Raw genomic sequence first — 23,506 nt, 5'->3', positions numbered from 1 at the left:
GGAGGAGCGACATGACCACCACCGCACCCCGCTCGCACCGTCGGACGTCGACGGCACCCGCCGGGGAGCACCGGACGTCGCCGCGCGGCTCCGTCGTCGTCGGCTACGACGGCTCGCCCGCCGCCGTCGAGGCGCTGACCTGGGCGGCCGTCGAGGCGCGCTCCCTGGGGGCGCCGCTGACCGTCCTGCACGCCGAGGACTTCTACGACAGCAACGAGCGGCTCCTCGCCGACCTCTCGATGCACGACCTCGACCTGCAGGTCGCGGGGCAGGCCCGCCGCGTCGCCGAGGAGGGCGCCGCCGTGGCGCGCGACATGACGCCGACCCCGGTGCTCGCCCTGTGGCGCCTGGTCGACCCGGTGCGCGCACTGGTCGACGCCTCGGAGGAGGCGTCGGTCGTCGTCGTCGGCAACCGCGGCCGGGGGACGCTGCGCGCGGCGCTCCTCGGGTCCACGGCCTTCGGCACCAGCGCCCACGCCGCGTGCCCGGTCCTCGTGGTCCGCTCCGGCACGGCGCGCACCCCCGACGCCGACCACCCCGTCGTCGTCGGCGCGGACGGCTCGCCGAGCTCGGCGCGAGCCCTCGCCGTCGCGGCCGACGTGGCGGCGCGCACGGGGGCGCCCCTGCAGGTGCTCACCGCGTGGTCGGTGCCCGCCGCCGGGGGCACGGGCGCCTACGGCGCGATCTCGGAGCAGTACCTGCCGCACCTGCGCGAGCACGCCGAGCAGGTCAGCGCGGAGGCGCTGGTGCGCGTCCGCGCCCGGCAGGGGGACCTCGACGTGGAGGCCCGTGTCGTGCGCGCGGACCCGGTCTGGGCGCTGCGCGACGCCTCCCGCGGCGCGGGGCGCGTGGTCGTCGGCACCCACGGCCACGGGCGCGTCCTCTCGGCGGTGCTGGGGTCGGTGAGCCAGAGCGCCGTCCACGACTGCCGCTGCCCCGTCGAGGTCGTCCCCGCCGAGCCCGTCCCGCCCGAGCCCGGCTCCGACGCCGGCTCCGACGGCGGGGAGGCGTGACGTGCTGGTCCGCGAGGTCATGAGCAGCCCACCGGTGGTGCTCGCCCCGGACGACGAGGTGCGCTGGGCGGCCGAGGTCCTCCTCGGCCGCCACCTGTCCGCCGCCCCCGTCGTGGACGAGGAGGGGCGTCTCGTCGGCGTGCTGTCGGACGCCGACCTGCTGCGGCACCGCGTCGGGCCGGACCCGCGCTCGTCGCTGCGCCGGGGCCCGCTCGCCGACGAGGAGCCGCCCGCGCGGACGGTGGCCGACCTCATGACCACCGAGGTGGTCGCCGTGCGCGCCGGGTCGGACGTGGCGCGCGCCGCCGAGCTGCTCGTCGACCTGGGCCACCGGACGCTCCCCGTCCTCAGCGGCTCCCGCGTCGTGGGCGTCGTCGGGCGCCGCGACCTGCTCCTCGCCGCCACGCGTCCCGACGACGACGTGGCGCGGGACGTCCGGACGGTCCTGGCCGACTACGGGGCGCCGGCGTCGTGGGCGGTGGAGGTCGTCGACGGCGTCGTCCGGCTCCGGGGCCGGGAGCGCACGGAGGCCTCGCACCGGCTGGCGGCCACGCTCGCCCGGACGGTGCCCGGCGTCCTGCGCGTGGTCGTCGACGACCCGGCGCCGCAGGACGCCGTCGTCAGGTGAGCCCGCGCCGGCGGGTGCCGGCCCCGCCGCGGCCCGGTGCCGGGAGGACGCCGGCGGCGCCGGCTGCGGCGGTGCCCGCCGGCTCCTGCACCGGCTGCGGCTGCAGCGGGACGAGGGGCACGGCCGCGGGCCCGTGCCCGGGCACCTGCTCCGGCTCGAGGGGGCGGGCCAGGAGGTAGCCCTGCGCCTCGTCGCAGCCGAGCGCCCGCAGCTGGGCGAGCTGGCCGACGTGCTCGACGCCCTCGGCGACGACGCGCAGGCCCGCCGCCTGGCCGGCCTGGACGACGAGGGCGAGCAGCCCGGTGTCGGCGGCGGTGCCGGAGACGAAGGAGCGGTCCACCTTGAGCGCGTCGGCGGGCAGCTGGCGCAGCTGCGCCACGGACGTGTAGCCGGTGCCGAAGTCGTCGATGCTGGCGCGCACCCCGAGCGCCCGGAGAGCCGCCAGGTGCTCGCCGGCGGTGGAGGCGTCGACGAGGACCGTCTCGGTGATCTCGACGACGAGCTGGCTCGGGTCGAGGCCCGAGCGCTCCAGCGCGCCGGCCACGTGCTCGACGACGACGCGGCGCGCGAGGTGGCGGCCGGAGAGGTTGACGGCGACGTGGCGGCCCGCGAAGGCGCCGGGGTCGGCCGCCGTCCAGGCCGCCATCTGCCGCGTGGCCTCCTCCAGCACCCAGCGGTCGAGGTCGCACACGAGGTCGGAGCGCTCCGCGACGGGGATGAAGAGGTCCGGGGGCACGAGGCCGACACCGGGCCGCTCCCAGCGCACGAGCGCCTCGTAGCCGGTGACGGCGCCCCCGGCCAGCTCGTGCACGGGCTGGTAGCGGAGGACGAGCTCGCCGGCCGCGAGGCCGTGCACGAGGGCGGCCTCGACGGCCGCCTGCTCCTCGAGGTCGCGGCGCAGGTCGGCGTCCACCACGACGGCGCGACCGCGCCCGCCCTCCTTGGCCCGGGCCAGGGCGACGCCGCCGTCGGCCAGCAGGGAGTCGGCCGTCGTCCCGCGCCCGCACGCCAGCGCCGCACCGACGCTGACGCCGACGGCGACGTCCCGGTCGCCCGCGGGCAGCGGCGCGGAGAGGGCGACGACGACGAGGTCGGCGACCTCGCGCAGCTCGAGCGCCGTGCGCCGCCCGAGGACGACGAGGAACTCGTCGGCGCCGAGCCGCCCGACGTGGTCGTCCGCGCGCACGAGGGCCCGCAGGCGGTCGGCGGCGCCGCGCAGCACCTCGTCGCCGACGCCGGGCCCGTACCGGTCGTTGACCTGGGTGAAACGGTCGAGGTCGACGCGCAGCAGGCCGACGAGGCGGTCGTCGGCCCGCGGGTGCGCGTGCTGGTGGTGCTGGGAGTGCAGGGCCACCTCGAGCGCCGCGAGCGACCGCGTCCGGCTCGGCAGGCCCGTGAGGGCGTCGTGGGAGGCCTGGTGCGCGACGCGGGCGACGAGGGACTCGCGCTCCCGGGCGGCGGAGGACACCTCGGCGGTGGCGCGGTCGAGCCGCGTGACCACGAGGAGCGCCATCGCCGCCGCGGCCACCACCACCGCCCAGCCCGAGAGCGGCGCGCCGCTCACGAGCTGGAGCGCGAGCACGCCCGGGGCCACGAGCAGCGCCGCCGCGAGCGCGGCCGCCCGCCGGCGGCCGGGCACCCCCGCCGCGCGCGCCGCCGCGGGCGCCGGGTCGACCGCGGCGCTCGGGTGCAGGGCCGCGGCGCCGGCCGTGAGGTAGGAGGCCATGTAGACGACGTTCACCGCCCCCTCGACGACGTCGGTGGACGCCGACAGGGAGGAGTACAGGACGTCGGCCACGAGCATGAGCCCGAGGGAGGCGCCGAGCAGGCGCGTCGACGTCGCCCGTCCGCCCGGCAGCCCGAGGAGGGGGACGAGCAGGCCGAGCAGCAGGACGTCGCCGAGGGGGTAGGCGAGGCTGACGGCCTGGGCCAGCGAGCTGGCGTGCTCGGCGCGCAGCACCGGCTCCACGACGCCCACCCAGCACGGCAGGGCCAGGCCCACGACGACGACGGCGACGTCGAGCAGCGCCGCGGGCTCCGCGCCCCGCGCCCGGCGGCGCAGGTGGACCACGAGGCCGGCGGCGAAGAGCGGGTAGGCGAGGAGGTACAGCGCGTCGGCGGGCGAGGGGTACGGGTCACGGTCGAGCAGCTCGGCGTAGAGCTGGTAGACGAGGTCGCCCAGCCCCCAGGAGAGGACGGCGGCGGCGACGAGCGCCCACCCGGCGCGGCCGGGGCGGCCGCGGCGGCCCGCGCTCGCGAGGACGCCGAGGGCGCCGACGACCGAGGCCAGCACGAAGACGACGCTGCGGGCGGCCCCGGACGGCAGGAGCGCGTAGGTCGCGCAGAGCGCCACCGCCGCCGCGCCGTAGCCGAGCAGCCCTCTCGTCCCGACCACGCGCCCCCCTCGTGCTCTCCCGCGTCCGCGGCTCCCCCCTCCATCGGCGTCGGGCGGCCCGCCCTGAGGGTGCTCCCCCGACGGGGAGACCGTCCGGTGAACGCGGGAAGTCGTCCGCCGCCGGCCCCGACCCGCGCCCGACGGCGCGCTGCGGCAGGGTGGCGCGGTGGCCCGCCTCCCCCAGCACCCCTCCGACGACCGACCTGACCGGCCCGGCCCCGGCCCGTCGCGGGCGGACGGGACGGCCCGCGACTCGGCCGACGAGCCGGGCCGCGGCCCCGGGCACGCCCCCGCGGACGCGCCGCGCGGCGTCCGCCTGGCCTACGCCGCGCTGACGGCCGGGCGCGACGCCCTCGCCGCGGGCGCCCGGCGCCTCGGCTGGACGCCCGCCCTGCTCTCCTACCCGGGCTACGCCGGCCCCGGGGGCGCCCGGGTCCTCGGCCGGGTGCTCCTCGCACCGCCGGGCGTCGAGCCCTCCCGCCGGCGCGGCCTGCCGGGGTGGCGGCGCTTCCTCACCCTCGAGCTGCCCGACCAGGCGGTGGAGGTGCACCTGCCCGGCACGGCCGTGACGGCGGTGAGCGACGGCTCCGGCCTCCTCGACGTGGTGGTCGACGCCGCGCTCCCGCCGGGCCCGACGGACGTCCGGCTCCGCGTCCCCGGCGTCCCCGGGCGCCCCGACGTCCGCGGCGTCGTCCACACGGCCCCCGCCCGACCCGTCCGCGGCGTCGTCTGCGACGTCGACGACACCGTCTGGATCACCGGGCTGTCCCGCCCGCTCGTCGCCTTCTGGCGCACGGTCGCCCGCTCCAGCGCCCAGCGCCACCCCGTGCCCGGCGTCGCCGGCCTGCTGCGCGCGCTCGTCCGCGACGAGCCGCACGCCCCCGTCGTCTACCTGTCGAACGGGGCCTGGAACCTCAACGGGCCGGTCGTCCGCTTCCTGCGGCGCCACCGCTTCCCCGCCGGGCCCGTGCTCATGACGGACTGGGGCGTCACGCCCGAGCGGTGGTTCCGCGACGGCCGCCAGCACAAGCGCGACACCCTGGACCGGCTCGTGCGCGAGCTGCCGCACGTCCGCTGGGTCCTCGTCGGGGACGACGGCGAGCACGACCCGGCCGTCTACCGGGACCTCGCCCGACGGCACCCGGACGCGGTGGAGGCGGTGGCGGTCCGGCAGGTCGCGCCGGGCAGCCGGCCCGTCGTCGACGCCGAGGGCGACGTCCCGGTCGTGTCCGCGCCGGACGGGCGGGCCCTGCTCGAGGCCCTGGAGCCGCACCTCAGGAGCCCGCGACCCTCGTCGACCGGCTGAGCCCCGACCGGCCCGCTCGACGCGGTCCCGGGAGATAGTCGACGGGTGCGCCCCCCGCTGACCGCCCTGCTGACCGCCCTCGTGGCGGTCGCCGCCGTCGAGCTGCCCGGGGTCGCACCGGCGACGGCGAGCACCTCGTCGACGGCCACGACCGCGGTCGAGGGGGGCGCCACCCCCTCGCCGTCGCCGCCGGTCGGCGCCGGCCGCCTCGACGTCGCGCCGCTGCAGGCGCTCGTCGACGAGGCCGCCGAGGACGACGTGCGGCTGTCGGTCGGCGTGCAGTCGCTCGGCGGCGCGACCCTCACCGAGGGCCCCGTCGTCGTGGGGTCCCGCGAGCCGTACTCCTCCGCCAGCCTCATCAAGGTGGCCCTCGTCGTGGCGGCGCTGCGGGCCGTCGACGAGGGGTCCCTGCAGCTCGACCAGGTCGTCGAGGTGACGAACAGCGACGACGTCCCGGGGTCCGGCGTCATCGCCGGCTACTCCTCCCCCTACCCCGCGACGGTGGCCGAGCTCGCCGAACTGGCTGTCACCGTCAGCGACAACACGGCGAGCAACGTGCTCGCCGAGACCGTGGGCCTGGACGCCGTGGACCGCCTCGTGGACGACCTCGACCTCGAGCCGACGCACATGGGCCGGCTCTTCTTCTCGGACGGGCCGGCCGGCGAGAGCAACGACCTCGACACCGCGAGCACGGTCGAGCTGCTGCGCGCGGTGCACGAGGGCGAGGTGCTCAGCGCCGCCTCGCGCGACCTGCTGCTCGGCTGGATGCGCGACCAGCAGCTCGACACGAAGTTCGCGCCCGTGCTCGAGGGCGTGCCGCTGGCGAGCAAGACGGGCGACACCTCCCGGGTGAGCCACGACGGCGCCTACCTGCTCGAGGAGGGGCGCGAGACCGTGCTCGTCGTCCTCAGCGAGACCGAGGACGGCCGCTCGCCGACGGCGGCCGCCGACCCCTACCTCGCCGAGGTCGCCGAGGAGGTCGCGGCGCAGGTGGCCGCCGCGCCACCGGCTCCGGCGCCCGCGCCGACCGCCACCGCGGCGCCGCGCGACGCCGCGGTGGGGGACGCCGTCCGCACCGCGCTCGAGGAGCCCCTGGAGGAGAGCGGGTCGGCGCTGCCCGCGGTCGGCACCGCGCTGCTGGGCGTCCTCGCGGCGCTCGCGCTGGCCGTGGTGGCCCTGCGGGCGCGGGTGCTCCTGCGCCGGCGGCGTCGGCGCGCGCGCCGGGGCTGACCCGGGCGGGCCCCGCCCGGCCCGGCGGTGCTCCCGGGGCCGTCAGACCGCGCGGGAGGGGACGCGGGAGCCGGAGCGCGACAGGAGCGCCACCGACGCCGCCACCGCGAGGACGCCGACGACGAGGACCGGCGTCCACCCCGGCCGCACCGCGTCGCCGAGCAGCACGAGCCCCGCCGAGCCCGGCAGCACCACCTCGGTGACCGACACGACGCCGACGACGGGGCCCGGCTGGCCGTGGCGCAGGGCCGCCGCGACGAGCAGGACGCCGGTGACGCCGAAGACGACGACGGCCCACACGAGCGGGCGGCCGAGCAGGTCGGCGTCGACGCGGACGTCGGGCGAGAGGTGCAGCGCCCGCACGCCCAGCGCCGCGCCCCCGTACGCCGTCCCCGCGGCGGCCGCGAGGACGAGCGGCCGCCCCGCCCGGGCGAGCGGCACGCCCGTCGCGGCCAGGGCGAGGGCGACGACGAGGAGCACGGGGGCGGCGGCGGACGGGAGCGTGCCCTCGGACCGCTGCCCGGTCGTGGCTCCCGCCACGAGGACGAGCGCGAGGACGACGCCGGCGACCCCGGCCAGCTGGGAGCGCGGCATCCGCCGCACCCGGAAGCGGTGGGCGGCGAGGGCCGTCAGGGCGACCGAGGAGGTCAGGACCGACTGGACGGTGATGACGGGCAGGTACCGCAGCGCGACGACGGCGAGCACCCACCCGAGGGCGTCGAGGACGAGGCCGACGAGGTAGGCGGGCTGGCGCCACAGCGGGCGGTCGGAGGTGGCCCGGCGGCTTCCCGCCGCCTCGAGGAGCGTCGCGGCCGTGTTGACGAGCATCGCCACGACGGCGACGAGGAGCGCGACGACCGTCACGCCGCGCCCCCGACCCGCGCGCCCCCGGAGGGGACGGCCGCGCCCGGGGGCGCCATCCGCACGACCTCGGGCCGCGTGCCGTCGGCCTCGGTCCACGACGCGAGGTGACGGCGGACGGCCCGCCAGCCCAGGTGCTCGTAGGCGCCGACGGCCGGGCTGGCCGCCACCACCTGGAGGTCGACGTCCAGGCCCAGCTCCTCCGCCCGCCCGAGGGCCGCCCCGAGCAGGGCCGCCGCGAGCCCGCGGCCACGGGCGGCCGGGTCGACGAAGAGCCGCACGACCTCCAGGGGGGCGTTGGTCGGCAGCCCGCGGCCGGGCGCCCGGTCGACGAGGAGGGCGTGCCCGAGCAGCGCCGCCCCCTCGACGGCGACCCAGGCGCCGCGGGCGCCGTCGGGCCGCAGCCACCCCTCCGGGTCCGCCGGCCACCGCGACGGGTAGCCGTCCGCGGCGTGCACCCGGGCCAGCACCTCCGCCGCCGCCCCGACGTCCGCCTCCGTCCGCTCGCGCACCACCACGGGGGGAGAGCCTGCCGCACCGCGCGCGCCGGGCCCGCACCGGCGGGCCGTCCCGGGGCGCCTCGTCGTCGGGCGGGACGCCGCCCGGCGGGAAGGCGCCGGGCCCCCGCGCCGTTGCCCCGGACATGCGCGCGATGAGCTACGACACCTACGGCGACCTCGACGTCCTGCACGCCTCCGAGCTGCCCGAGCCGAAGCTGGCCCCGGGCGCGGTCCTCGTCGAGGTCCGGTCGGCGTCGGTCAACCCCGTCGACTGGAAGCTCATGGCCGGGGGCCTGGACGGGCTCATGGACGTCGTCTTCCCCGTCGTCCCGGGGTGGGACGCCGCGGGCGTCGTCGTCCGCACGGGCCCCGACGTCCCCGAGCTCGCGGTCGGCGACGAGGTCCTCACCTACGCCCGCAAGGACCTCGTCCACGGCGGCACGTACGCCGAGCAGGTCGCCGTCCCGGCGGTGAGCGTCGCCCGCAAGCCCGCCGCGATGTCCTGGGACGAGGCCGCCAGCCTGCCCCTGGCGGGTCTGACCGCCCTGCGCATGGTCGAGCTGCTCGACGTCGGCTCCGACGACGTCGTCCTCGTCCACGGCGCCTCGGGCGGCGTGGGGCACCTGGCGGTGCAGGTCGCCCACGCCCGCGGCGCCCGCGTCATCGGCACGGCGAGCGAGCGCAACCACGACTTCCTGCGCGACCTCGGCGCCGAGCCGGTCGTCTACGGCGACGGCCTGCCCGAGCGCGTGCGCGCGCTGGCGCCCGGGGGCGCGACGGTCGTGCTGGACGCCGTCGGCGGCGTGCTCGAGCAGACGCTCGCCGTCCTCGCCCCCGAGGGCCGCCACGCCTCCATCACGGACCCCTCGGTCGAGGAGCACGGCGGCCGGTGGGTCTGGGTGCGCCCGGACGGCGCAGCCCTCGCGCGGCTGACCGCCCTCGTCGAGCGCGGCCAGCTGCGGGTCGAGGTGCAGCGGAGCTTCCCGCTCGAGGACGTCGCCGACGCGGTGCGCCTCTCGCAGGAGGGGCACGTGCGCGGCAAGGTCGCCCTGCGGGTCAGCGAGGGCTGAGACCCGGCCCGGGGCTCGACCCGGCGCCCGGCGGACGCCTCACGGAGCGGCCGCGGCGACGACCGCGGGCTCGGCGGCGCGGGCGACGCCGGTGGGCCGCGGCAGGTGCGCGACGGCCTCCGCGACGGTCGCGTCGTGGCTGACCACGACCCCCTTGCCCGCGCGCTTGGCGGCGTACATGGCGGCGTCGGCGCGGGCGAGGAGCTCGTCGGCCGTCGGCGTCGGGTCGTCCGCACCGACGTGGGCGACGCCCGTGCTCACGCCCACCCGCAGGTCCGTCCCGGTGAGCGCGTAGGTGCCGGCGAGCACCTCTTCGAGCCGACGGACGACGGACGCCGCGCTCGACGAGCCCTCGATGAGGAGGGCGAACTCGTCCCCGCCCAGGCGGGCGAGGGTGTCCCCCGGCCGCACGAGCGGGGCCCACTCCTGCGCCAGGTGGACGAGGAGCTCGTCGCCCGCCGCGTGCCCCAGGGTGTCGTTGACGTCCTTGAAGTCGTCGAGGTCCAGCACGACGACGGCGAGCGAGCGCGGGTCGCGCCGGTGCAGGGCGAGGGCGTGCTCGAGCCGGTCGAGGAGCACGGCGCGGGTCGCGAGACCGGTGAGGTCGTCCGTCGTGGCGAGGCGCACCAGCTCGGCCTCGCGGGCGTCGGCCCGCTCGGCGAGGGCCTCGGCGTGGAGGATCTGCGAGAGCAGCCCGGCGAGGACGTCGAGGAGGCCGCGGTGCTCCTCGGCGCCGTCCGGCAGGGGCTCGGGGTGGTAGCCGCAGAGCGTCCCGAAGAGCTCGCCGCCGCTCGAGCGGATCGGGGCGCCCACGTACCCGCCGATGGGGAAGGCGTCGCGCGCCGCGGCGCCGGCCATCGGCGCGTCGGCCTCGACGTCCACGACGACCTGCGGGGACTCGCAGGAGGCCATCCGCCGGCACAGCGACGCGGCCCAGGGCACGACGGCGCCCTCCGGCAGGCCGTAGGCGACGTCGCGGACGCCGAGGAAGACCTGGTCGTCGTCGTCGCGCCGCGTCACCGCCCACAGGCCGAGGGGCAGCGCGGTGGCGAGGTGGTCGAGGACGACCCGGCACGCCTGCTCGAAAGTGAGCAGGGCGGGGACGCGCCCGGCACCGTCCACGGCCACCCCTTCCAGCAGCGCCGCGTCCTGCGGCTCGCCGGAGCATCGGCACGGGGGTCGCCGGGCTTGAGCCGCCGCTCCGCCCGCGTCATCGGCGGTCGGCCGCCCTCAGAGGTAGGTGCCCGTGAGCGGCTCGGCCCTCCAGCGGCCGTCGGCGACGACCCGCAGGAGGCGCTCGGTGGTGAGGTCCCGCCCGTGGTCGAGGACGGCGCGGCGCACGACCTCGCGCAGGTCCGCTCCGGTGGCGCCCGCGGGCAGCGCCGCGGCGACGGCCGTGGTGTCGACGCGGGGCCGCTGCTCGCCGTCGTCGCCGGCACCCGCAGCGGGGAGCCGCCCGAGGTAGCGGTCGAGGATGCGGGCGCTCGCCGCCCGGTCCGGCGGGGCGAGGGTGATGGTGCTGTCGAAGCGCGCCGAGCGGGTCACGGCGGCGTCGAGGGCCGCGGGGTCGTTCGTGGACGCGAGGGTGAGGACGTCCGTGTAGACCTCCGTGCCGTCGAGGACGGCGAGGAAGTCGGCGAGGGCCGTGCCGCGCGCGCCCGCGCGCCGGTCCCCGAGGTAGAGGTCGACGTCCTCGAGGACGACGACGCACGGGCCGAGGTCGGCCGTCTCCCGGTACACCTGGCGCAGGACGCTGCTGGCCGCGGCGGCGTCCACGACGACGACCGTGAACGCGCCCGCCATCTCGCGGGCGACGACGCGCGACAGCGCGCTCTTGCCCACCCCGGGCGGCCCCGCGAGGAGCACGCCGCGGTTCGTGCCGAGGCCCATCTCGCGCAGCACGTCCGCGCGCGTCGTCAGCGCCGACGTGGCGGCGTCGACCTCGGCCCAGACGGCGGCGGGCAGCACGAGGTCCTCGCGGCCGCCGGGGCCGAGCGACGTCGGCTGCAGCTCGAGCGGCAGCCGCGCCCCCGCGTGGAGCACCCGACCGCGGAAGAAGCCCTTGTCGCGTCGCGCCGTCGCGAGGACGTCGTCGACGAGCGCCCGGGCGGCCGCGTGGTCGGCGGGGCGCGCGAGCACGCGCAGCGACGCCGGGTCGGGGTCGAACTCGCTGCGCGAGAGCTGCACGACGACGTCGACGTCCGCCGCCGTGCCGGCCGGGAAGGCGACGGCGGCCGACGTCGGCACGGAGACGTGGTCGCCGTCGAGGTCGATGCGCGTCCACGTCGGGGCCTCGCCGTCCTCGACGGGGCCGAGGACGGCGCTCGGGTGGGCGGCCAGGAGGTCCGCGACGACGGCGCCCACGGAGACCGACCGCGTGTGGGTGAGCGCCACCCGCTCGAGCACGAGCGACGTGTGCGGCTGCCCGAGGTGGGCCTCGACGAAGCCGCCCGCCGTGCTGCTGCTGCCGCCGGCGCCGGTGAGCAGCTCCCCGAGGACCTCGAGCGAGCGCCGCACGAGCGGGTGCTCGCCGTCGAGGGCGGCCGTCGTGGCAGGGGCGTCGGGGGCCGAGGTCGCGGTCGCAGCGGCAGGCGGGGCGGCGGGGGCGTCGTCGGTCGGCACGCGGCCAGTCTGCCGAGCCCCGTGACGGCGACGTGCGGCCATGTCACCCCGACCGCACGCCTCCACGGGGCGACATGTGGCCGTGTCGCCCCTCAGCCGCACACCCAGAGGCGACGTGCGGCCATGTCGCCCTCCGCCCGCAGTCCCGGAGGCGACGCGCAGCCACGTCGACCGGCCCACGCCCTCCCGCTCGGCGGGCAGGATGCGCGGCGTGGACGGGATGCTCCTGCGCTCGGTGCGCCTGGTCGGCGCCCCCGACCCGCGCCGCGCGCGCGACGTGCTCCTCCTCGGCGGGCGAGTGGCCGCCGTCGCGGACGCCGGCGCGCTCGACCCGCGCGGGCTCGACGGCGCGGCGCTGCCGGTGCTCGACGGCGCGGGCGCCGCGCTGCTGCCGGGGCTCGTGGACGCGCACGTGCACCTCGCGGACTGGGCGGCCGACCGCCGCCGGCCGGACGTCTCCGGGGCGCGCTCCCCTGAGGAGGCGGCCGCGCTGCTCGCCGCCGCGGACGCCGAGCGGGGGCGGCGCGACGACGTCCTCGTCGGGCGCGGCTTCCGCGACGGCCTGTGGCCGACGTCGCCGCGCGCGCACCACCTCGACGCCGCCCTGCCGGGCCGCGCCGTCGTCGTCGCCAGCCAGGACCTCCACAGCGCGTGGTGCAGCACGGAGGCCGCCCGCCGCCTCGGGCTCGGCGAGGACTGCTCGGGGCTGCTCGTCGAGGGCGCCGCGATGGCGCTGCTCGGCGACGCCGGCGCCGTGCCGCCGGAGGTCGGCGACGCGTGGGTGCTCGGGGCGGCGCAGGACGCGGCGGCGCGGGGCACGACGGCGCTGGTCGACCTCCAGCGCGCGCCCGTCGAGGACTGGGCGCGGCGGGCCGGCGTCGCCCGCCCCGCCGCGGACGGCGCGGAGCCCGGCGTCGGGCCGGCGCTGCGCGTCGCCGTGGGCGTCTGGCGCGAGCACCTCGACGGCGTCCTCGCCGCGGGGCTGCGCAGCGGCGACCCCTTGCCCGGCGTGGGCGACCCGGTGGCGGCCGACCGCGTGCGCCTCGGGCCGCTGAAGCTCTTCGTCGACGGGTCGCTCGGCACGCGGACGGCGTGGTGCTCGTGCGCGTACGCGAAGACCGGTCTGGGCGGCGTCGAGCCGCGGGACCACCACGGGATGCTGCTGCTGCCGCCGGACGAGCTCGAGGCGCTGCTGCGCCGCGCGACGTCCGCGGGCCTCGTGACGGCGGTGCACGCCATCGGCGACGCGGGCGTGCGGGCGGCCCTCGACGCGTACGAGGCCGCCGGCTGCCGGGGCCGGGTCGAGCACGCCCAGCAGGTGCTGGCCGAGGACCTCCCGCGCTTCGCGGCGCTCGGGGTGACGGCGAGCGTCCAGCCGCGGCACGCCGTCGACGACCGCGACCTCGCCGACCTGCACTGGGCGGGCGCCACCGACCGCGCCTTCCCCTACGCCGCCCTGCTGGCCGCGGGCGCCGACCTCGTGCTCGGCTCGGACGCGCCCGTCGCGCCGCTCGACCCGTGGGACGCCCTCGCCAGCGCGCTGCACCGCACCCTCGACGAGCGCGGCGCCTGGCACCCCGAGCAGCACCTCACGCTGGCGCAGGCGCTGGCGGCCTCCTGCGGCGGTCGCCCGCACGTGCGGGTGGGCGACGTCGCCGACCTCGTGCTCCTCGCCGAGGACCCGGCCGACGTCCTCGCGGAGCGGGGCCCGGCGGCGCTGCGCGAGCCCGAGGTGCTCGGGACGCTCGTCGGCGGCCGCTGGACCCACCGCGCGACGGCGCTGCGCGGCTGAGCGGGTCCGAGCGGCGGGAGCGGTGCGCTCACGTCGCGGTGCACCGCGTGGGCGCACCGCTCCCCCGGCGGCGCCGCGGTCGTGGGCCTCGTCGTCGTGCCCGTGATGCTCGGGGAGGCCGACCTGCACCTCGCGGCCTTCCTCGGGCTCTTCGTCGCGCTGGGGGCCCTGCTCGGCTCGCTGTGCGGGGCCGCGGCCGGCCACGTCGTCGACCACGGCGGAGCCTGGTGGCGCGCCGCCGCCGTCTCGGGGACGGCGGCGCTCGTCCTCGTCGCCCTCGTCCTGGCCCCGCTCACCGACCGCTCGCTCGTCGAGAGCTGGCCCGTCGGCCTGCCCGTGGCCGGCGGCGCGCTCGTCGTCGCCGTGTCGCAGTCGTGGGCGCTGGCGCGGCGGCAGGACCGCGCGGCGCAGCGGCGGAGCACCACCCGCTGACGACGCCCGGCGGCGCCCAGCGGTGGACGCACGGCGTCGTCCCGCGCGTCCTGCGTCCACCGCTGCTGGCGCCGCGCCGCCCCGGCCCCGGGCTCAGCCCCCGGCGCGCTCGGCGACCGGCTGCCAGGCCCGCCAGGTCTCGAGGCGGGAGGCGTAGTCCGCCTCGGCGATGGCGAGCGGCGCCGCGCCGAGGAAGACGCGCAGGGGCGGCTCGTCCGCGTCGACGACCTCGAGCACGGCGGCCGCCGAGGCCCTCGGGTCCCCCGGCGAGGAGGTCCGCTGGGAGCGGGCCTGCTGCGCGGCCTCCCGGACGCCGTCGTAGGCGGGCAGCGGCTCGGCGTGGCGCGCGGACGACCCGGCCCAGTCGGTGTCGAAGCCGCCGGGCTCGACGAGCGTCACGGAGATGCCGAAGCCCGCGACCTCCTGCGCCAGCGACTGGCTGAGCCCCTCCAGCGCCCACTTGCTCGCGTGGTACATCCCGACGTTCTGGAACGCCGAGATGCCCCCGATCGACGACACCTGCAGCACGTGCCCGCCGCCCTGGGCGCGCAGCTGGGGCAGCACCGCCTGCGTCACCCACAGGGCGCCGAAGAGGTTGACCTCCATCTGCTGGCGGGCGTCGTCCTCGCTGAGCTCCTCGACCATGCCGAACTGGCCGTAGCCGGCGTTGTTGACGACGACGTCGAGGCGGCCGAAGCGCTCGACGGCGGCGTCGACGGCCGGCTGGACGGCCGCGCGGTCGGTGACGTCGAGGTCGAGCGGGAGCACGCGGTCGCCGAAGCGCTCGACGAGGTCGCCCAGGGTGGAGGAGTCGCGCGCCGTCGCGGCGACGGAGTCGCCGCGCTCGAGCGCCGCGGTCGCCCACTCGCGCCCGAACCCGCGGGAGGTGCCGGTGATGAACCAGGTCTTCGCCATGCCCGACCCAGCGCCCGCGCCGGCGCGCCTCTTCCCCCCGCGCCCGACTCCCCCGGCCGCCGGCGCCTGTCCCGTCACCGTCGCGCGCCGGTCGTCCGACCGGGCGGGGCCGCGCCCGGACCCCTCCACCCCGCGACCGGCTCTGCCGATCGGGCCCTCGTGAGCACGCCCATCACCGCCGCCGAGCTGCGCGGCACCGCGCTGCGGACGACGCGCTTCTCCGCGGGCTACGACGTCGAGGAGGTCGACGCCTTCCTGGACCGGGCCGCGGCCGCCCTGGAGGGGGCCGTCGTCCTCGCGCCGGACGACGTCCACGCCGTCCTCTTCACGCAGTCGTGGCGCCGCGGCTACGCCGTCGACGAGGTGGACGACCTCCTCGACCGCGTCGCGGACGCGCTGCGCCCGGCCCCGGCGCTCGGGCGCCACGCGCGCACGGACGCGGTCGACCCCCGTGCCGGTGCGGGGACGGCGACCGGTGGCCGCGGACACCGCCCCACGGCCGCCGACCTGCGCGCCGTCGCCCTGCCGGGGGCGCCGCTGCTGCGGCGCGGGTACGCGCGCGACGAGGTCGACGCGCTGCTGGAGCGCGCGGCGGACGCCCTCGAGCGCCGCGGCGCGGACCGGCCGCGGCTCTCGGCGGAGGAGGTCACCGAGGCGGTCTTCCGGACCCGCCGGCGGGGCTACGACCAGGGCGCCGTCGACGCCCTGCTCGACGACGTCGTCGCGGCGCTCGCCGCGGCCGGGCGAGGAGAGCACCGGACGGGCTGAGCCCCTGGGGGCCTGACGACCTCCTGCCCCGGTCCGGCGACCTACGCTCGCCGGACCGCTCGGAGGAGGAGCCCGTGACCACGACCGACCGCACCACGCCCGCCGACGCGCCCCCGGGCGCCGGGCCGGACGACGACCTCCTCGCCCGCCACCGCCGCGTCTCGCCGGCGTGGATGGGGCTCTACTACGACGAGCCGCTCGAGCTCGTCGGCGCGTCGGGCGCGCGGGTCACGGACAGCCGCGGGCGCACCTACCTCGACTTCTTCGGCGGCATCCTCGTGACGATGGTCGGCCACGACCTGCCCGCCGTCCGCGAGGCCGTCACCGAGCAGCTGGCGCGCGGCGTCGTCCACACCTCGACGCTGTACCTGCTCCGCAGCCAGGTCGAGCTGGCCGAGAAGATCGCGCGCCTGTCGCGCATCCCCGACGCCAAGGTCTTCTTCACGACGTCGGGGACCGAGGCCAACGAGGCGGCGCTGCTCCTCGCGATGTCGCACCGCCGCTCCAACCAGGTGCTGGCGCTGCGCAACAGCTACCACGGGCGGAGCTTCGCGACCGTCGGCGTCACGGGGAACCGGTCGTGGTCGGCGTCGAGCTTCTCGCCGCTGCAGACGACGTACCTGCAGGGCGGGTACCGGTTCCGCAGCAGCTTCCGCGACCTCGACGACGACGCCTACGTGGCGGCGTGCGTGGCCGACCTGCGCGAGCTGCTCGACGTCGCCGTCACCGGGGACGTCGCGTGCCTCATCGCTGAGCCCGTGCAGGGCGTCGGCGGCTTCGCCGTGCCGCCGCCGCGGCTGCTCGCCGCGTACAAGGAGGTCCTCGACGAGACCGGCACGCTCTTCGTCAGCGACGAGGTGCAGACGGCGTGGGGCCGCACGGGCCGCTCGTTCTTCGGCATCGAGGCGTCCGGCGTCGTCCCCGACGTCCTGACGTTCGCCAAGGGCCTGGGCGGCGGCTTCCCCATCGGCGGCGTCGTCGCGCGCGCCGACGTCATGGACGGCCTCGCGGCGAAGGGCATCTCGACCTTCGGCGGCAACCCGGTGGCCACGGCCGCGGCGAACGCCGTCCTCGACCACGTGCTCGACCACGACCTGCAGGGCAACGCCGACCGGCTGGGGCGCCTGCTCATCGACGGGCTGCGCTCGGCGAGCGCCGACCTGGCGGTGGTCGGCGAGGTCCGCGGCGTCGGGCTCATGGTGGGGGTCGAGCTCGTCGGCCCCGACGGGTACGCGCCCGACCCCGCCGCCGCGGCCGCCGTCCTCGAGGCGACGAAGGCGCGCGGGCTGCTCGTCGGCGGCGGCGGGCTGCACGGCAACGTCCTGCGCGTCGCGCCCCCGCTGACCCTCACCGAGGCGGAGGCGCAGGAGGGCCTCGCCCTCCTCGTCGACGCCCTCCGCGAAGTCGACGCCGCCCGCCCCCGCTGACCCGCCCAGCCCCCCGCACTTCGTCGACACATCGCTGTCGACCGGCCCCTCCACCGGGCACTCCGTCGGCAATTCGCCGTCGAGTGGCCCCTTCTCCGGGCACTTCGTCGGCACATCGCCGGAGGAGGCGAAGGGCATGGGGCACGGTGGGCCGGTGGACGACGTCGACGAGCCCCGCCCGCTGCCCCCGCTCGCGCCCGCGCGCGCCGACGACCCGGTGCCCGTCGTCGTCGACTGCGACCCGGGCGTCGACGACGCCGTCGCGCTGCTCCTCGCCCTCGCCGCACCCGAGCTGGACGTGCGCGCCGTCACGACGACCGCCGGCAACGCCTCGCTCGACGTCGTGACGGCGAACGCCGCCTGCGTGGTCGCCCTCGCCGGGGCGCCCCTCCCCCGCACTTCGTCGACATGACGCCCTCCGGCGCGGGGGCTGGCGGCACTATGACGACGAAGTGCCTCCGGAAGGCCCCTCTCGACGTCAGAGTGACGACGAAGTGCGGGGGGCCGCCGCCGAGGTGTCAGCGGGCGGGGAGGGCGTTCTCCGCGGCGGCGCGGGAGTACCAGCGCGCGCTGTCCTTCGGGGTGCGGACCTGCGTCGCGTAGTCCACGTGCACGACGCCGAAGCGCTTGCTGTAGCCGTAGGCCCACTCGAAGTTGTCGAGCAGCGACCACACGAAGTAGCCCTTGACCGGGGCCCCGCCCTCGACGGCGTCGAGCACGGCGGCGAGGTGGTCGTGGAGGTAGGCGACGCGGTCGTCGTCGTGGACGACGCCGTCGTCGCCGACGACGTCCGGTGCCGCCATGCCGTTCTCGGTGACGTAGAGGTCGACGCCGGGCGCCTCGGCGGCCAAGCGCAGCAGCAGCTCGCTCATGCCGCGCGGGTCGATCGACCAGCCCATCTCGGTGCGCGGGCCGGGCAGCTCGACGAACTCGACGTCGTCGCACGCCACCCACGGGGAGGCGCCGTCGCCGTGGCCGTCGGCCGTCTCCTTGGCGCCCTCGCCGCTCCAGCGGCGCACGACGGTCGGGGAGTAGTAGTTGAGCCCGAGGGCGTCGAGCGGCTGGCGGATCGTCTCGACGTCGCCGTCGCGCACGAAGGACCAGTCGGTGACGGCGGCGGTGTCCTCGAGGACGTCCGCGGGGTACTCCCCGCGCAGCATCGGGCCGAGGAAGACGCGGTTCTGCAGGCCGTCGACGCGGCGGACGGCGTCGCGGTCGCCCTCGGAGGACTCGTCGTCGGGGCGGAACCAGCCGAGGTTCAGCGTGACGGCGACCTCCGCGCCCGGCGCGTGCTCCCGGACGGCGCGGGCGGCGAGCCCGTGGCCGAGGTTGAGGTGGTGGACGGCGGCCAGCGCCGCCGCGGGCTCGGTGCGCCCGGGCGCGTGGACGCCGGCGGCGTAGCCGAGGTAGGCCGCGCACCACGGCTCGTTGAGCGTGATGAAGGTCCGCACCCGGTCCCCCAGGGCGCCCGCGACGACGGCGGCGTACTCGCCGAAGCGCTCCGCCGTGCGGCGGTCGGTCCAGCCGCCCTCGTCCTCCAGCGCCTGCGGGAGGTCCCAGTGGTAGAGCGTCACGGCGGGGGTGATGCCCGCGGCGACGAGCTCGTCGACGAGCGCGGAGTAGAAGTCGAGGCCCCGCTGCTCCACCGGGCCCAGCGCGTCCGCCGTCACCTGCGGCGTGATGCGCGGCCACGCCACCGAGAAGCGGTACGTCTGCAGCCCCAGCTCCTTCATGAGGGCCACGTCCTCGCGGAAGCGGTGGTAGTGGTCGTCCGCCACGTCACCGGTGTCGCCGTCGAGGGTCTTGCCGGGCGTGTGGGAGAACGTGTCCCAGACCGACGGCGTGCGCCCGTCCTCGTCGACGGCGCCCTCGATCTGGTAGCTGGCGGTCGCCGAGCCCCAGAGGAAGCCGTCGGGGAAGCGGGTGGTCCGGGGCGTGTCCTGGGGCACGGGGGCTCCTTCGTCGCAGCGCGGCGCCGCGGGACCGCCTGCGGGCGGGCGCGGCTCGTGCTCGGCATCCTGCCGCGCCCCGCACCCGCCGCGCCAATGCGTCCCGGTGCGCCGCGGCCGGGCCGGCGGACCCCCGCGGCGCCCGCCGGCCCGTCGCTCAGCGGTAGCTGACGACCGTGCGGCGGTCGACCGGCCGCTCGGGCGTCGTCACCTCCAGCGTGCGGGTCGCCGCGTCGTAGGACCAGGCGCCCGGGGCGAGCCGCCCGCCGAGCAGGCGGACGTCCTCCGGCTCGTCGACGTCGAGCACCCGCACCGTCCACGTCCGGCGCTCCACCTCCCCCGGGAAGGACCCGACGGCGGGGGCGACCGTGACCCGGTGCAGCCGACCGGTCGTCGACGCGGTGATCTCCGTCGTGCGGCTGCGGGTGAGGTCGGCGGACTCGCCGTCGTCCTCGTGGAGGGAGCCCCGCGCGTCGCCGTCACCGCCCAGGACGACCGTGACGGCGTCCAGGGGCGCCGACGCCGTGAGCGCGTCGTCCGTCCTCGTCGTGACGACGCCGCCCGAGCGCACGAAGACCGGCATGGTCGACAGGTCGGTCGTCACGTCGGCCGTCGTGCCGCCCTCGTGGGTCTCGCCGGTGTACCAGTCCGTCCAGCTGCTGCCCGGCGGGAACCACACCGGGGTCGTGGCGCTCTCCCCCGGCGTCGTCACGGGGGCGACGAGGACGTCGGGGCCGTAGAGGTACTCGGCGCCGGCGCGGGCGTAGGCCTCCTGCTCCTGCGGGTACTGCAGGTACAGCGGGCGCACGACCGGCGTCCCCGTCGCCGTCGCCTCGCGGGCGAGCGTGTAGGTGAGGGGCACGAGCCGCTCGCGCAGCCGCAACGACGCCGTCGCCGACGCGCGCGCGGCCTCCGGGTACTGCCACGGCAGCCGGTCGCTGTGGTTGGAGTGCAGCCGGTCGACGGGCTGGAAGGTGCCCATCTGCACCCACCGGGCGTAGAGGTCCGCCGGCAGCTGCGTCGCGCCGGGCTCGGTGCCCGGCACCTGCAGCCCGCCGGTGTGGCCCCCGATGTCGTGGGTCACGGACGCGTTCCCCGTGGCCACCGACTCGCCGGGCGTGTACCCGACCTCGTAGTGGAGCGTCTCCCAGTCCGAGGTGGTGTCGCCCGTGAAGTGCAGCGTCGTGCGCTTGTCGGCCCAGGGGCCGGTCGGGACGGCGCTCGGGTTCGAGTACCCCCCGGCCTGCAGCGAGCCGTAGGCGCGGGAGAAGGCGAAGCCGCGCTCGGTCGACGGCGCCGTGCGCGTCGCGTACTGCTCGTTGATCCAGGCGTCGGGCGTCACGCCCGGCAGCGAGGAGCCCGAGCTGTCGCAGCACCAGTCCAGCCACCAGAAGTCGACGTCCTGGTCGAGCGGCTGGTGCAGGTCGAGGTAGGCCTGCAGCTGGGCCGGGTCGCCCCAGTCGAAGACGTGGCAGTCGGGCGCCCCGCCGCCGCAGCTCCCGGGAGCGAGGGCGCCGCCGGCCGTGGCCTGGGCCTCGGGGAAGCGCGGGTCCTGCCCGCTGATGCTGGGGTGGATGTTGAAGGAGGTGCGCACGTCGCGGGAGTGCAGCTCCTCGACGAAGCCGTGCGCGTCGGGGAACCGGCCGGTGTCGACCTCCCAGCCGTCCCAGGCGTTGCCGGCCTTCCAGTCGGTGTCGACGACGAGGACGTCCATCGGCACGCCCTCGGCCCGCGCCCGCTCGTTGATCGCGAGCAGCTCGGACTGCGTGCGGTCGTAGTACTCGGAGTACCAGACGCCGTACGCCCACCGCGGCAGCAGCGCCGTCGGCCCGGTGAGCGCCGAGAGGTCCGCGAGGGCCGCGGCGTAGTCCTGGCCGTAGCCGAAGACGTAGCCGTCCTGGTAGTCCCCCTCGCGCTCGGGCCGGGGGACGGGCGTCCCGCCGTCGGCGGGGACCAGCGCGGACGCGGTGTCGTCGAGGAGCGTCCAGCCGTCCGCGTGGAGGACGCCCGGCTCCGTGCGCGCCTCGCCGTCCACGCCGTCGAGGCCGCGGCGGTAGCCGCCGAGGGGCGCGTGCGGCGCCAGCAGCGGGGCACCGGCCGCGGTGACCGCGACCGTGTCGAGGTTGACGTGGCAGCCGTCGTCGTCCGGGCAGCCGAGCGTGACGACGGACTCCCCCGCCGGGAGGTGGAGGGGAGTGCGCACCGTGCGCCAGTACCCCCACCCGCTCGTCGGGGCGAGCGTCGTCGTCGTGGGCGCCGCGCCGCCGGCCTGCACGAGCAGGTCGCGGTCGCGGACCTGCGGGGTGTCCGCCCGGTGGTTCGCGTACCGGACCTGCAGGTCGTAGTCGCCGGCCGCGGGGACGCCCGTGACCGTCAGGGCCACCGCGTCGCCGACGTGCTCGAGCCCCGCGAGGAAGGCGTCGCCGGAGGCCCCGTCGTGGTCGCTCGCCGTCCGCGCGGCGCCGGAGAGCGCGCCCGCGTCCGCCTCGCAGAGGGCGCCGAAGGCGCAGGGCTCGGGGGCCGGCGCCACCGGCTCCGGGAAGGCGGCGCCCGGCTCGAGGACGGCGAGGCTGTCGACGTTGACGTTGCCGGAGTCGTCGGCCCCGCGGAGCAGGACGACGTCGTGCTCGCCCGCCGGGAGGTCCAGCGGCACGCGGGCGACGGCCCAGGTGTCCCACGACCCGGTGGGCGGCAGGGCCAGCCGCACGGGCGCCCCGCCGTCGACGGAGGCGCTGAGCGTGCGCTCGACGACCTGGCCGTCACCACCGCGGTCGTTGGCGTAGCGGACGGCCAGCTCCCGGACGCCCCCCTCGGCCACGGTGACGCTCGTGGTGAGGCTGTCGCCCTCGGCCGTGAAGCCCGCGACGAAGCCCGACCCCGAGTACCCGCTGTGGTCGGTGGCCGTGCCCGGCCCGTCGAGGGCGGCGTCCTCCGCCTCGCAGCGCGCGCCGGGCTCGCACGTCGGCGGCCCGGGCCACGGGCTCGCCGTCACAGCCTGCTCCCCGGCGCGCTCGGAGACGACGAGGTCGTCGGGGCCGAAGGAGCCCGACCCGAGGCGGTAGCGGAGCGTCAGCGCGGACGTGCGCAGCTCGAACCAGCCGTCCTCGGTGGAGGTCGTGAAGTCCGCGCCGTCCATGGCGTCCCGCCCGACGGCGTTGGAGGAGGGGCGGTCCTCGAACCGGCCGTCCTCGGCGTGCTCGGTGCGCACGAGCGTCGGCGAGAGCACCTCGAAGCGCGCGTCCCCCACGACGACGGCGCGGTCGGCCGCCGAGCCCGGCGTCGGGCTCGGCGGTGGCGGTGGCGCCGCCAGCACCGGGGTCGGCGCCCCCGTGACGACGGCGGCGGCGACGGCCGCCGCCAGGGCGCCCCTGATGCGCCGAGCGGTCCGCAGGGCCATGGCTCCACCTCCTCGTGGACGGCCGGCGTCCGGGCGGACGTCGACCGCTGCCGGTTGCCCGAGGCCACCGGCGAGGAGATGTCATCGCTGTCAGAGGGGCCGTGTCAAGACCCCGGCCGCTCAGGCGGCGCCCGTCCCCGCGCACCCGCTCCTCCGCGGGACGCCGCAGCCGGTCCCGCCCGTGCTGGCGCGCACCCGCAGGTCGGGCGCCTCGACCTCCACGTCGACCACCGGCTCCGACGCGGTCTGGCGCACGAGCAGGTCGGCCACGGCCGCGCCGTAGGCGAGGAGGTCGTGCCCGACGGCGGTCAGCTGCGGGTGGGTGACCGTGCACAGCACGGAGTCGTCCCACGCGACGACGGCGACGTCCTCGGGCACGCGCAGGCCCGCGCCGAGGAGGGCCGAGAGCCCGGCGACCGCCATGAGGTCGGTGTCGAAGAGCAGCCCGTCGACGCGGTCGGCGCCGCGCACGAGCTCCAGGGTCGCGGCCGCGGCCGCCGCGGCCCCGAAGTCGGTGTGGCGCACCACGGCGGTGGCGCCGCACCGGGCCGCCGCCGCGACGAGCGCCGCGTCGCGGATGCCGGTGTGCCCCAGCTCCTCGGGGCCGGCGACGCGACCGATCCGCCTGCGCCCCCGCGCGACGAGGTGGTCGGCGGCCGCGGCCACGGCGGCCGCGTCGTCCTTCCACACGCAGGGGAGGCCGCCGGCCAGCGTCGGGTCGCCCACGACGACGGCGGGGAGGCCGAGCGCGGCGACGAGGCCGACCCGCGGGTCCTCGCGCCGCGGGTCGAGGAGGACGACGCCGTCGACGCGCCGCTCGCGGGCCCAGGCCCGGAGCGTGGCCTCCTCGGTCTCGGCGGCCGGGACCACCTGCAGCAGCAGGCCGTGCCCGCGAGGGCCGAGGACGCTCTCGACGCCCGCGACGAAGCGGGCGAAGAAGGTCTCGGCGCCCAGCGTCTCGGCGGGGCGCGTGACGACGAGGCCGACCGTCCGCGAGCGGGCGCCCGACAGGGACCGTGCCGCGCTGTTGGGCGCCCAGTCCAGCTCGGCGGCGACCTGGAGGACCCGGGCGCGCGTGGCCTCGGAGACCCCGGGCCGGCCGTTGAGCGCGTAGGAGACGGCGCCCTTGGACACGCCGGCCCGCCGGGCGATCTCCTTGATCGTCACGCGGGCCACGAGCACCTCCCGCGCGGGGAGGGCA

At 78.2% G+C, this 23,506-nt stretch carries 18 protein-coding genes and 1 pseudogene; 10 read left to right on the top strand and 9 right to left on the bottom strand.

Annotated elements, in window-relative coordinates; all coding sequences use genetic code 11:
• Window positions 1-11: 11 nt before the first annotated feature.
• Window positions 12-1,013, top strand: a complete 1,002-nt coding sequence (locus WDV85_RS12590; protein ID WP_339570949.1) for a universal stress protein — start codon at window positions 12-14, stop codon at window positions 1,011-1,013.
• 1 nt (window position 1,014) lies between these two features.
• Window positions 1,015-1,641: a CBS domain-containing protein gene (locus tag WDV85_RS12585; protein ID WP_339570948.1), complete on the top strand. Its 627-nt coding sequence runs from the start codon at window positions 1,015-1,017 to the stop codon at window positions 1,639-1,641.
• On the opposite strand, the gene WDV85_RS12580 is transcribed toward WDV85_RS12585, so the two are convergent.
• On the bottom strand, window positions 1,634-4,036 hold the full coding sequence (locus tag WDV85_RS12580; protein ID WP_339570947.1) for a putative bifunctional diguanylate cyclase/phosphodiesterase: 2,403 nt from the start codon (window positions 4,034-4,036) through the stop codon (window positions 1,634-1,636). The two genes, WDV85_RS12585 and WDV85_RS12580, sit on opposite strands and share 8 nt — an antisense overlap.
• Before the next feature lie 166 nt (window positions 4,037-4,202).
• Between WDV85_RS12580 and WDV85_RS12575 the strand changes: the two genes are divergently transcribed.
• Window positions 4,203-5,342, top strand: a complete 1,140-nt coding sequence (locus WDV85_RS12575) for an App1 family protein (protein ID WP_339570946.1) — start codon at window positions 4,203-4,205, stop codon at window positions 5,340-5,342.
• 45 nt (window positions 5,343-5,387) lie between these two features.
• Entirely contained in the window at window positions 5,388-6,572 is a 1,185-nt protein-coding gene (locus WDV85_RS12570) for a serine hydrolase (RefSeq protein ID WP_339570945.1), read from the top strand.
• A 42-nt stretch (window positions 6,573-6,614) separates the two neighbouring features.
• Here WDV85_RS12570 and WDV85_RS12565 read toward each other — a convergent pair whose 3' ends face one another.
• Window positions 6,615-7,436, bottom strand: a complete 822-nt coding sequence (locus WDV85_RS12565) for a hypothetical protein (RefSeq protein ID WP_339570944.1) — start codon at window positions 7,434-7,436, stop codon at window positions 6,615-6,617.
• Window positions 7,433-7,951, bottom strand: a complete 519-nt coding sequence (locus WDV85_RS12560) for a GNAT family N-acetyltransferase (protein WP_339570943.1) — start codon at window positions 7,949-7,951, stop codon at window positions 7,433-7,435. Before WDV85_RS12560 ends, WDV85_RS12565 begins: the two co-directional genes overlap by 4 nt.
• 134 nt (window positions 7,952-8,085) lie before the next feature.
• On the opposite strand from WDV85_RS12560, the gene WDV85_RS12555 reads away from it, so the two are divergent.
• On the top strand, window positions 8,086-9,003 hold the full coding sequence (locus tag WDV85_RS12555; protein ID WP_339570942.1) for an NADP-dependent oxidoreductase: 918 nt from the start codon (window positions 8,086-8,088) through the stop codon (window positions 9,001-9,003).
• Window positions 9,004-9,042: 39 nt separating this feature from the next.
• Here the strand turns inward: WDV85_RS12555 and WDV85_RS12550 are convergent, their stop codons facing one another.
• Together WDV85_RS12550 and WDV85_RS12545 are read right to left on the bottom strand one after the other, a co-directional pair.
• Window positions 9,043-10,125, bottom strand: a complete 1,083-nt coding sequence (locus WDV85_RS12550) for a sensor domain-containing diguanylate cyclase (RefSeq protein WP_339570941.1) — start codon at window positions 10,123-10,125, stop codon at window positions 9,043-9,045.
• A gap of 108 nt (window positions 10,126-10,233) precedes the next feature.
• Complete coding sequence (locus tag WDV85_RS12545) at window positions 10,234-11,625, bottom strand: ATP-binding protein (protein ID WP_339570940.1); 1,392 nt, start codon at window positions 11,623-11,625, stop codon at window positions 10,234-10,236.
• Between the two features lie 202 nt (window positions 11,626-11,827).
• On the opposite strand from WDV85_RS12545, the gene WDV85_RS12540 reads away from it, so the two are divergent.
• Window positions 11,828-13,417, top strand: coding sequence for an amidohydrolase (locus WDV85_RS12540; RefSeq protein WP_445263302.1), 1,590 nt, complete (start codon window positions 11,828-11,830; stop codon window positions 13,415-13,417).
• 81 nt (window positions 13,418-13,498) lie between these two features.
• Window positions 13,499-13,849, top strand: coding sequence for a hypothetical protein (locus WDV85_RS12535; protein ID WP_339570939.1), 351 nt, complete (start codon window positions 13,499-13,501; stop codon window positions 13,847-13,849).
• A 93-nt stretch (window positions 13,850-13,942) separates the two neighbouring features.
• Here the strand turns inward: WDV85_RS12535 and WDV85_RS12530 are convergent, their stop codons facing one another.
• Window positions 13,943-14,764 (bottom strand): SDR family oxidoreductase, encoded by an 822-nt coding sequence (locus WDV85_RS12530; protein ID WP_339570938.1) that lies wholly within the window; start codon window positions 14,762-14,764, stop codon window positions 13,943-13,945.
• Window positions 14,765-14,923: 159 nt separating this feature from the next.
• On the opposite strand from WDV85_RS12530, the gene WDV85_RS12525 reads away from it, so the two are divergent.
• The 3 genes and pseudogenes from WDV85_RS12525 to WDV85_RS12515 form a co-directional block, all read left to right on the top strand.
• Window positions 14,924-15,532, top strand: coding sequence for a DivIVA domain-containing protein (locus WDV85_RS12525; protein ID WP_339570937.1), 609 nt, complete (start codon window positions 14,924-14,926; stop codon window positions 15,530-15,532).
• Window positions 15,533-15,705: 173 nt separating this feature from the next.
• The gene (locus tag WDV85_RS12520) at window positions 15,706-16,959 is read left to right on the top strand and encodes an aspartate aminotransferase family protein (RefSeq protein ID WP_445263313.1); all 1,254 of its coding nucleotides are present in this window, start codon (window positions 15,706-15,708) and stop codon (window positions 16,957-16,959) included.
• A 181-nt stretch (window positions 16,960-17,140) separates the two neighbouring features.
• A pseudogene (locus WDV85_RS12515) lies at window positions 17,141-17,347 on the top strand (nucleoside hydrolase); the annotation flags it as partial.
• Between the two features lie 130 nt (window positions 17,348-17,477).
• On the opposite strand, the gene WDV85_RS12510 reads toward WDV85_RS12515, so the two are convergent.
• The 3 genes from WDV85_RS12510 to WDV85_RS12500 all read right to left on the bottom strand — a co-directional run bounded on the left by WDV85_RS12510 (window position 17,478) and on the right by WDV85_RS12500 (window position 23,481).
• A complete protein-coding gene (locus WDV85_RS12510; protein WP_339570934.1) occupies window positions 17,478-18,908 on the bottom strand; it encodes a GH1 family beta-glucosidase in 1,431 nt (476 codons plus the stop codon).
• A 157-nt stretch (window positions 18,909-19,065) separates the two neighbouring features.
• Complete coding sequence (locus tag WDV85_RS12505; protein WP_339570933.1) at window positions 19,066-22,305, bottom strand: TIM-barrel domain-containing protein; 3,240 nt, start codon at window positions 22,303-22,305, stop codon at window positions 19,066-19,068.
• 120 nt (window positions 22,306-22,425) lie between these two features.
• Entirely contained in the window at window positions 22,426-23,481 is a 1,056-nt protein-coding gene (locus WDV85_RS12500) for a LacI family DNA-binding transcriptional regulator (RefSeq protein ID WP_339570932.1), read from the bottom strand.
• Window positions 23,482-23,506: the final 25 nt, after the last annotated feature.

The sequence above is a fragment of the Pseudokineococcus sp. 5B2Z-1 genome (genome assembly GCF_037482305.1).
Lineage (GTDB): Bacteria > Actinomycetota > Actinomycetes > Actinomycetales > Quadrisphaeraceae > Pseudokineococcus.
The sequence above is the reverse complement of the archived record's forward strand: the minus strand, read 5'-3'. Positions and strand labels throughout refer to the sequence as shown.

Excerpts from the sequence above, each read along its gene's own strand:
- WDV85_RS12590 (WP_339570949.1), top strand. The coding sequence starts at position 12 with ATGACCACCACCGCACCCCGCTCGCACCGTCGGACGTCGACGGCACCC.
- WDV85_RS12520 (WP_445263313.1), top strand. The coding sequence starts at position 15,706 with ATGGGGCTCTACTACGACGAGCCGCTCGAGCTCGTCGGCGCGTCGGGC.
- WDV85_RS12505 (WP_339570933.1), bottom strand. The coding sequence starts at position 22,305 with ATGGCCCTGCGGACCGCTCGGCGCATCAGGGGCGCCCTGGCGGCGGCC.
- WDV85_RS12530 (WP_339570938.1), bottom strand. The coding sequence starts at position 14,764 with ATGGCGAAGACCTGGTTCATCACCGGCACCTCCCGCGGGTTCGGGCGC.
- WDV85_RS12555 (WP_339570942.1), top strand. The coding sequence starts at position 8,086 with ATGAGCTACGACACCTACGGCGACCTCGACGTCCTGCACGCCTCCGAG.
- WDV85_RS12540 (WP_445263302.1), top strand. The coding sequence starts at position 11,828 with ATGCGCGGCGTGGACGGGATGCTCCTGCGCTCGGTGCGCCTGGTCGGC.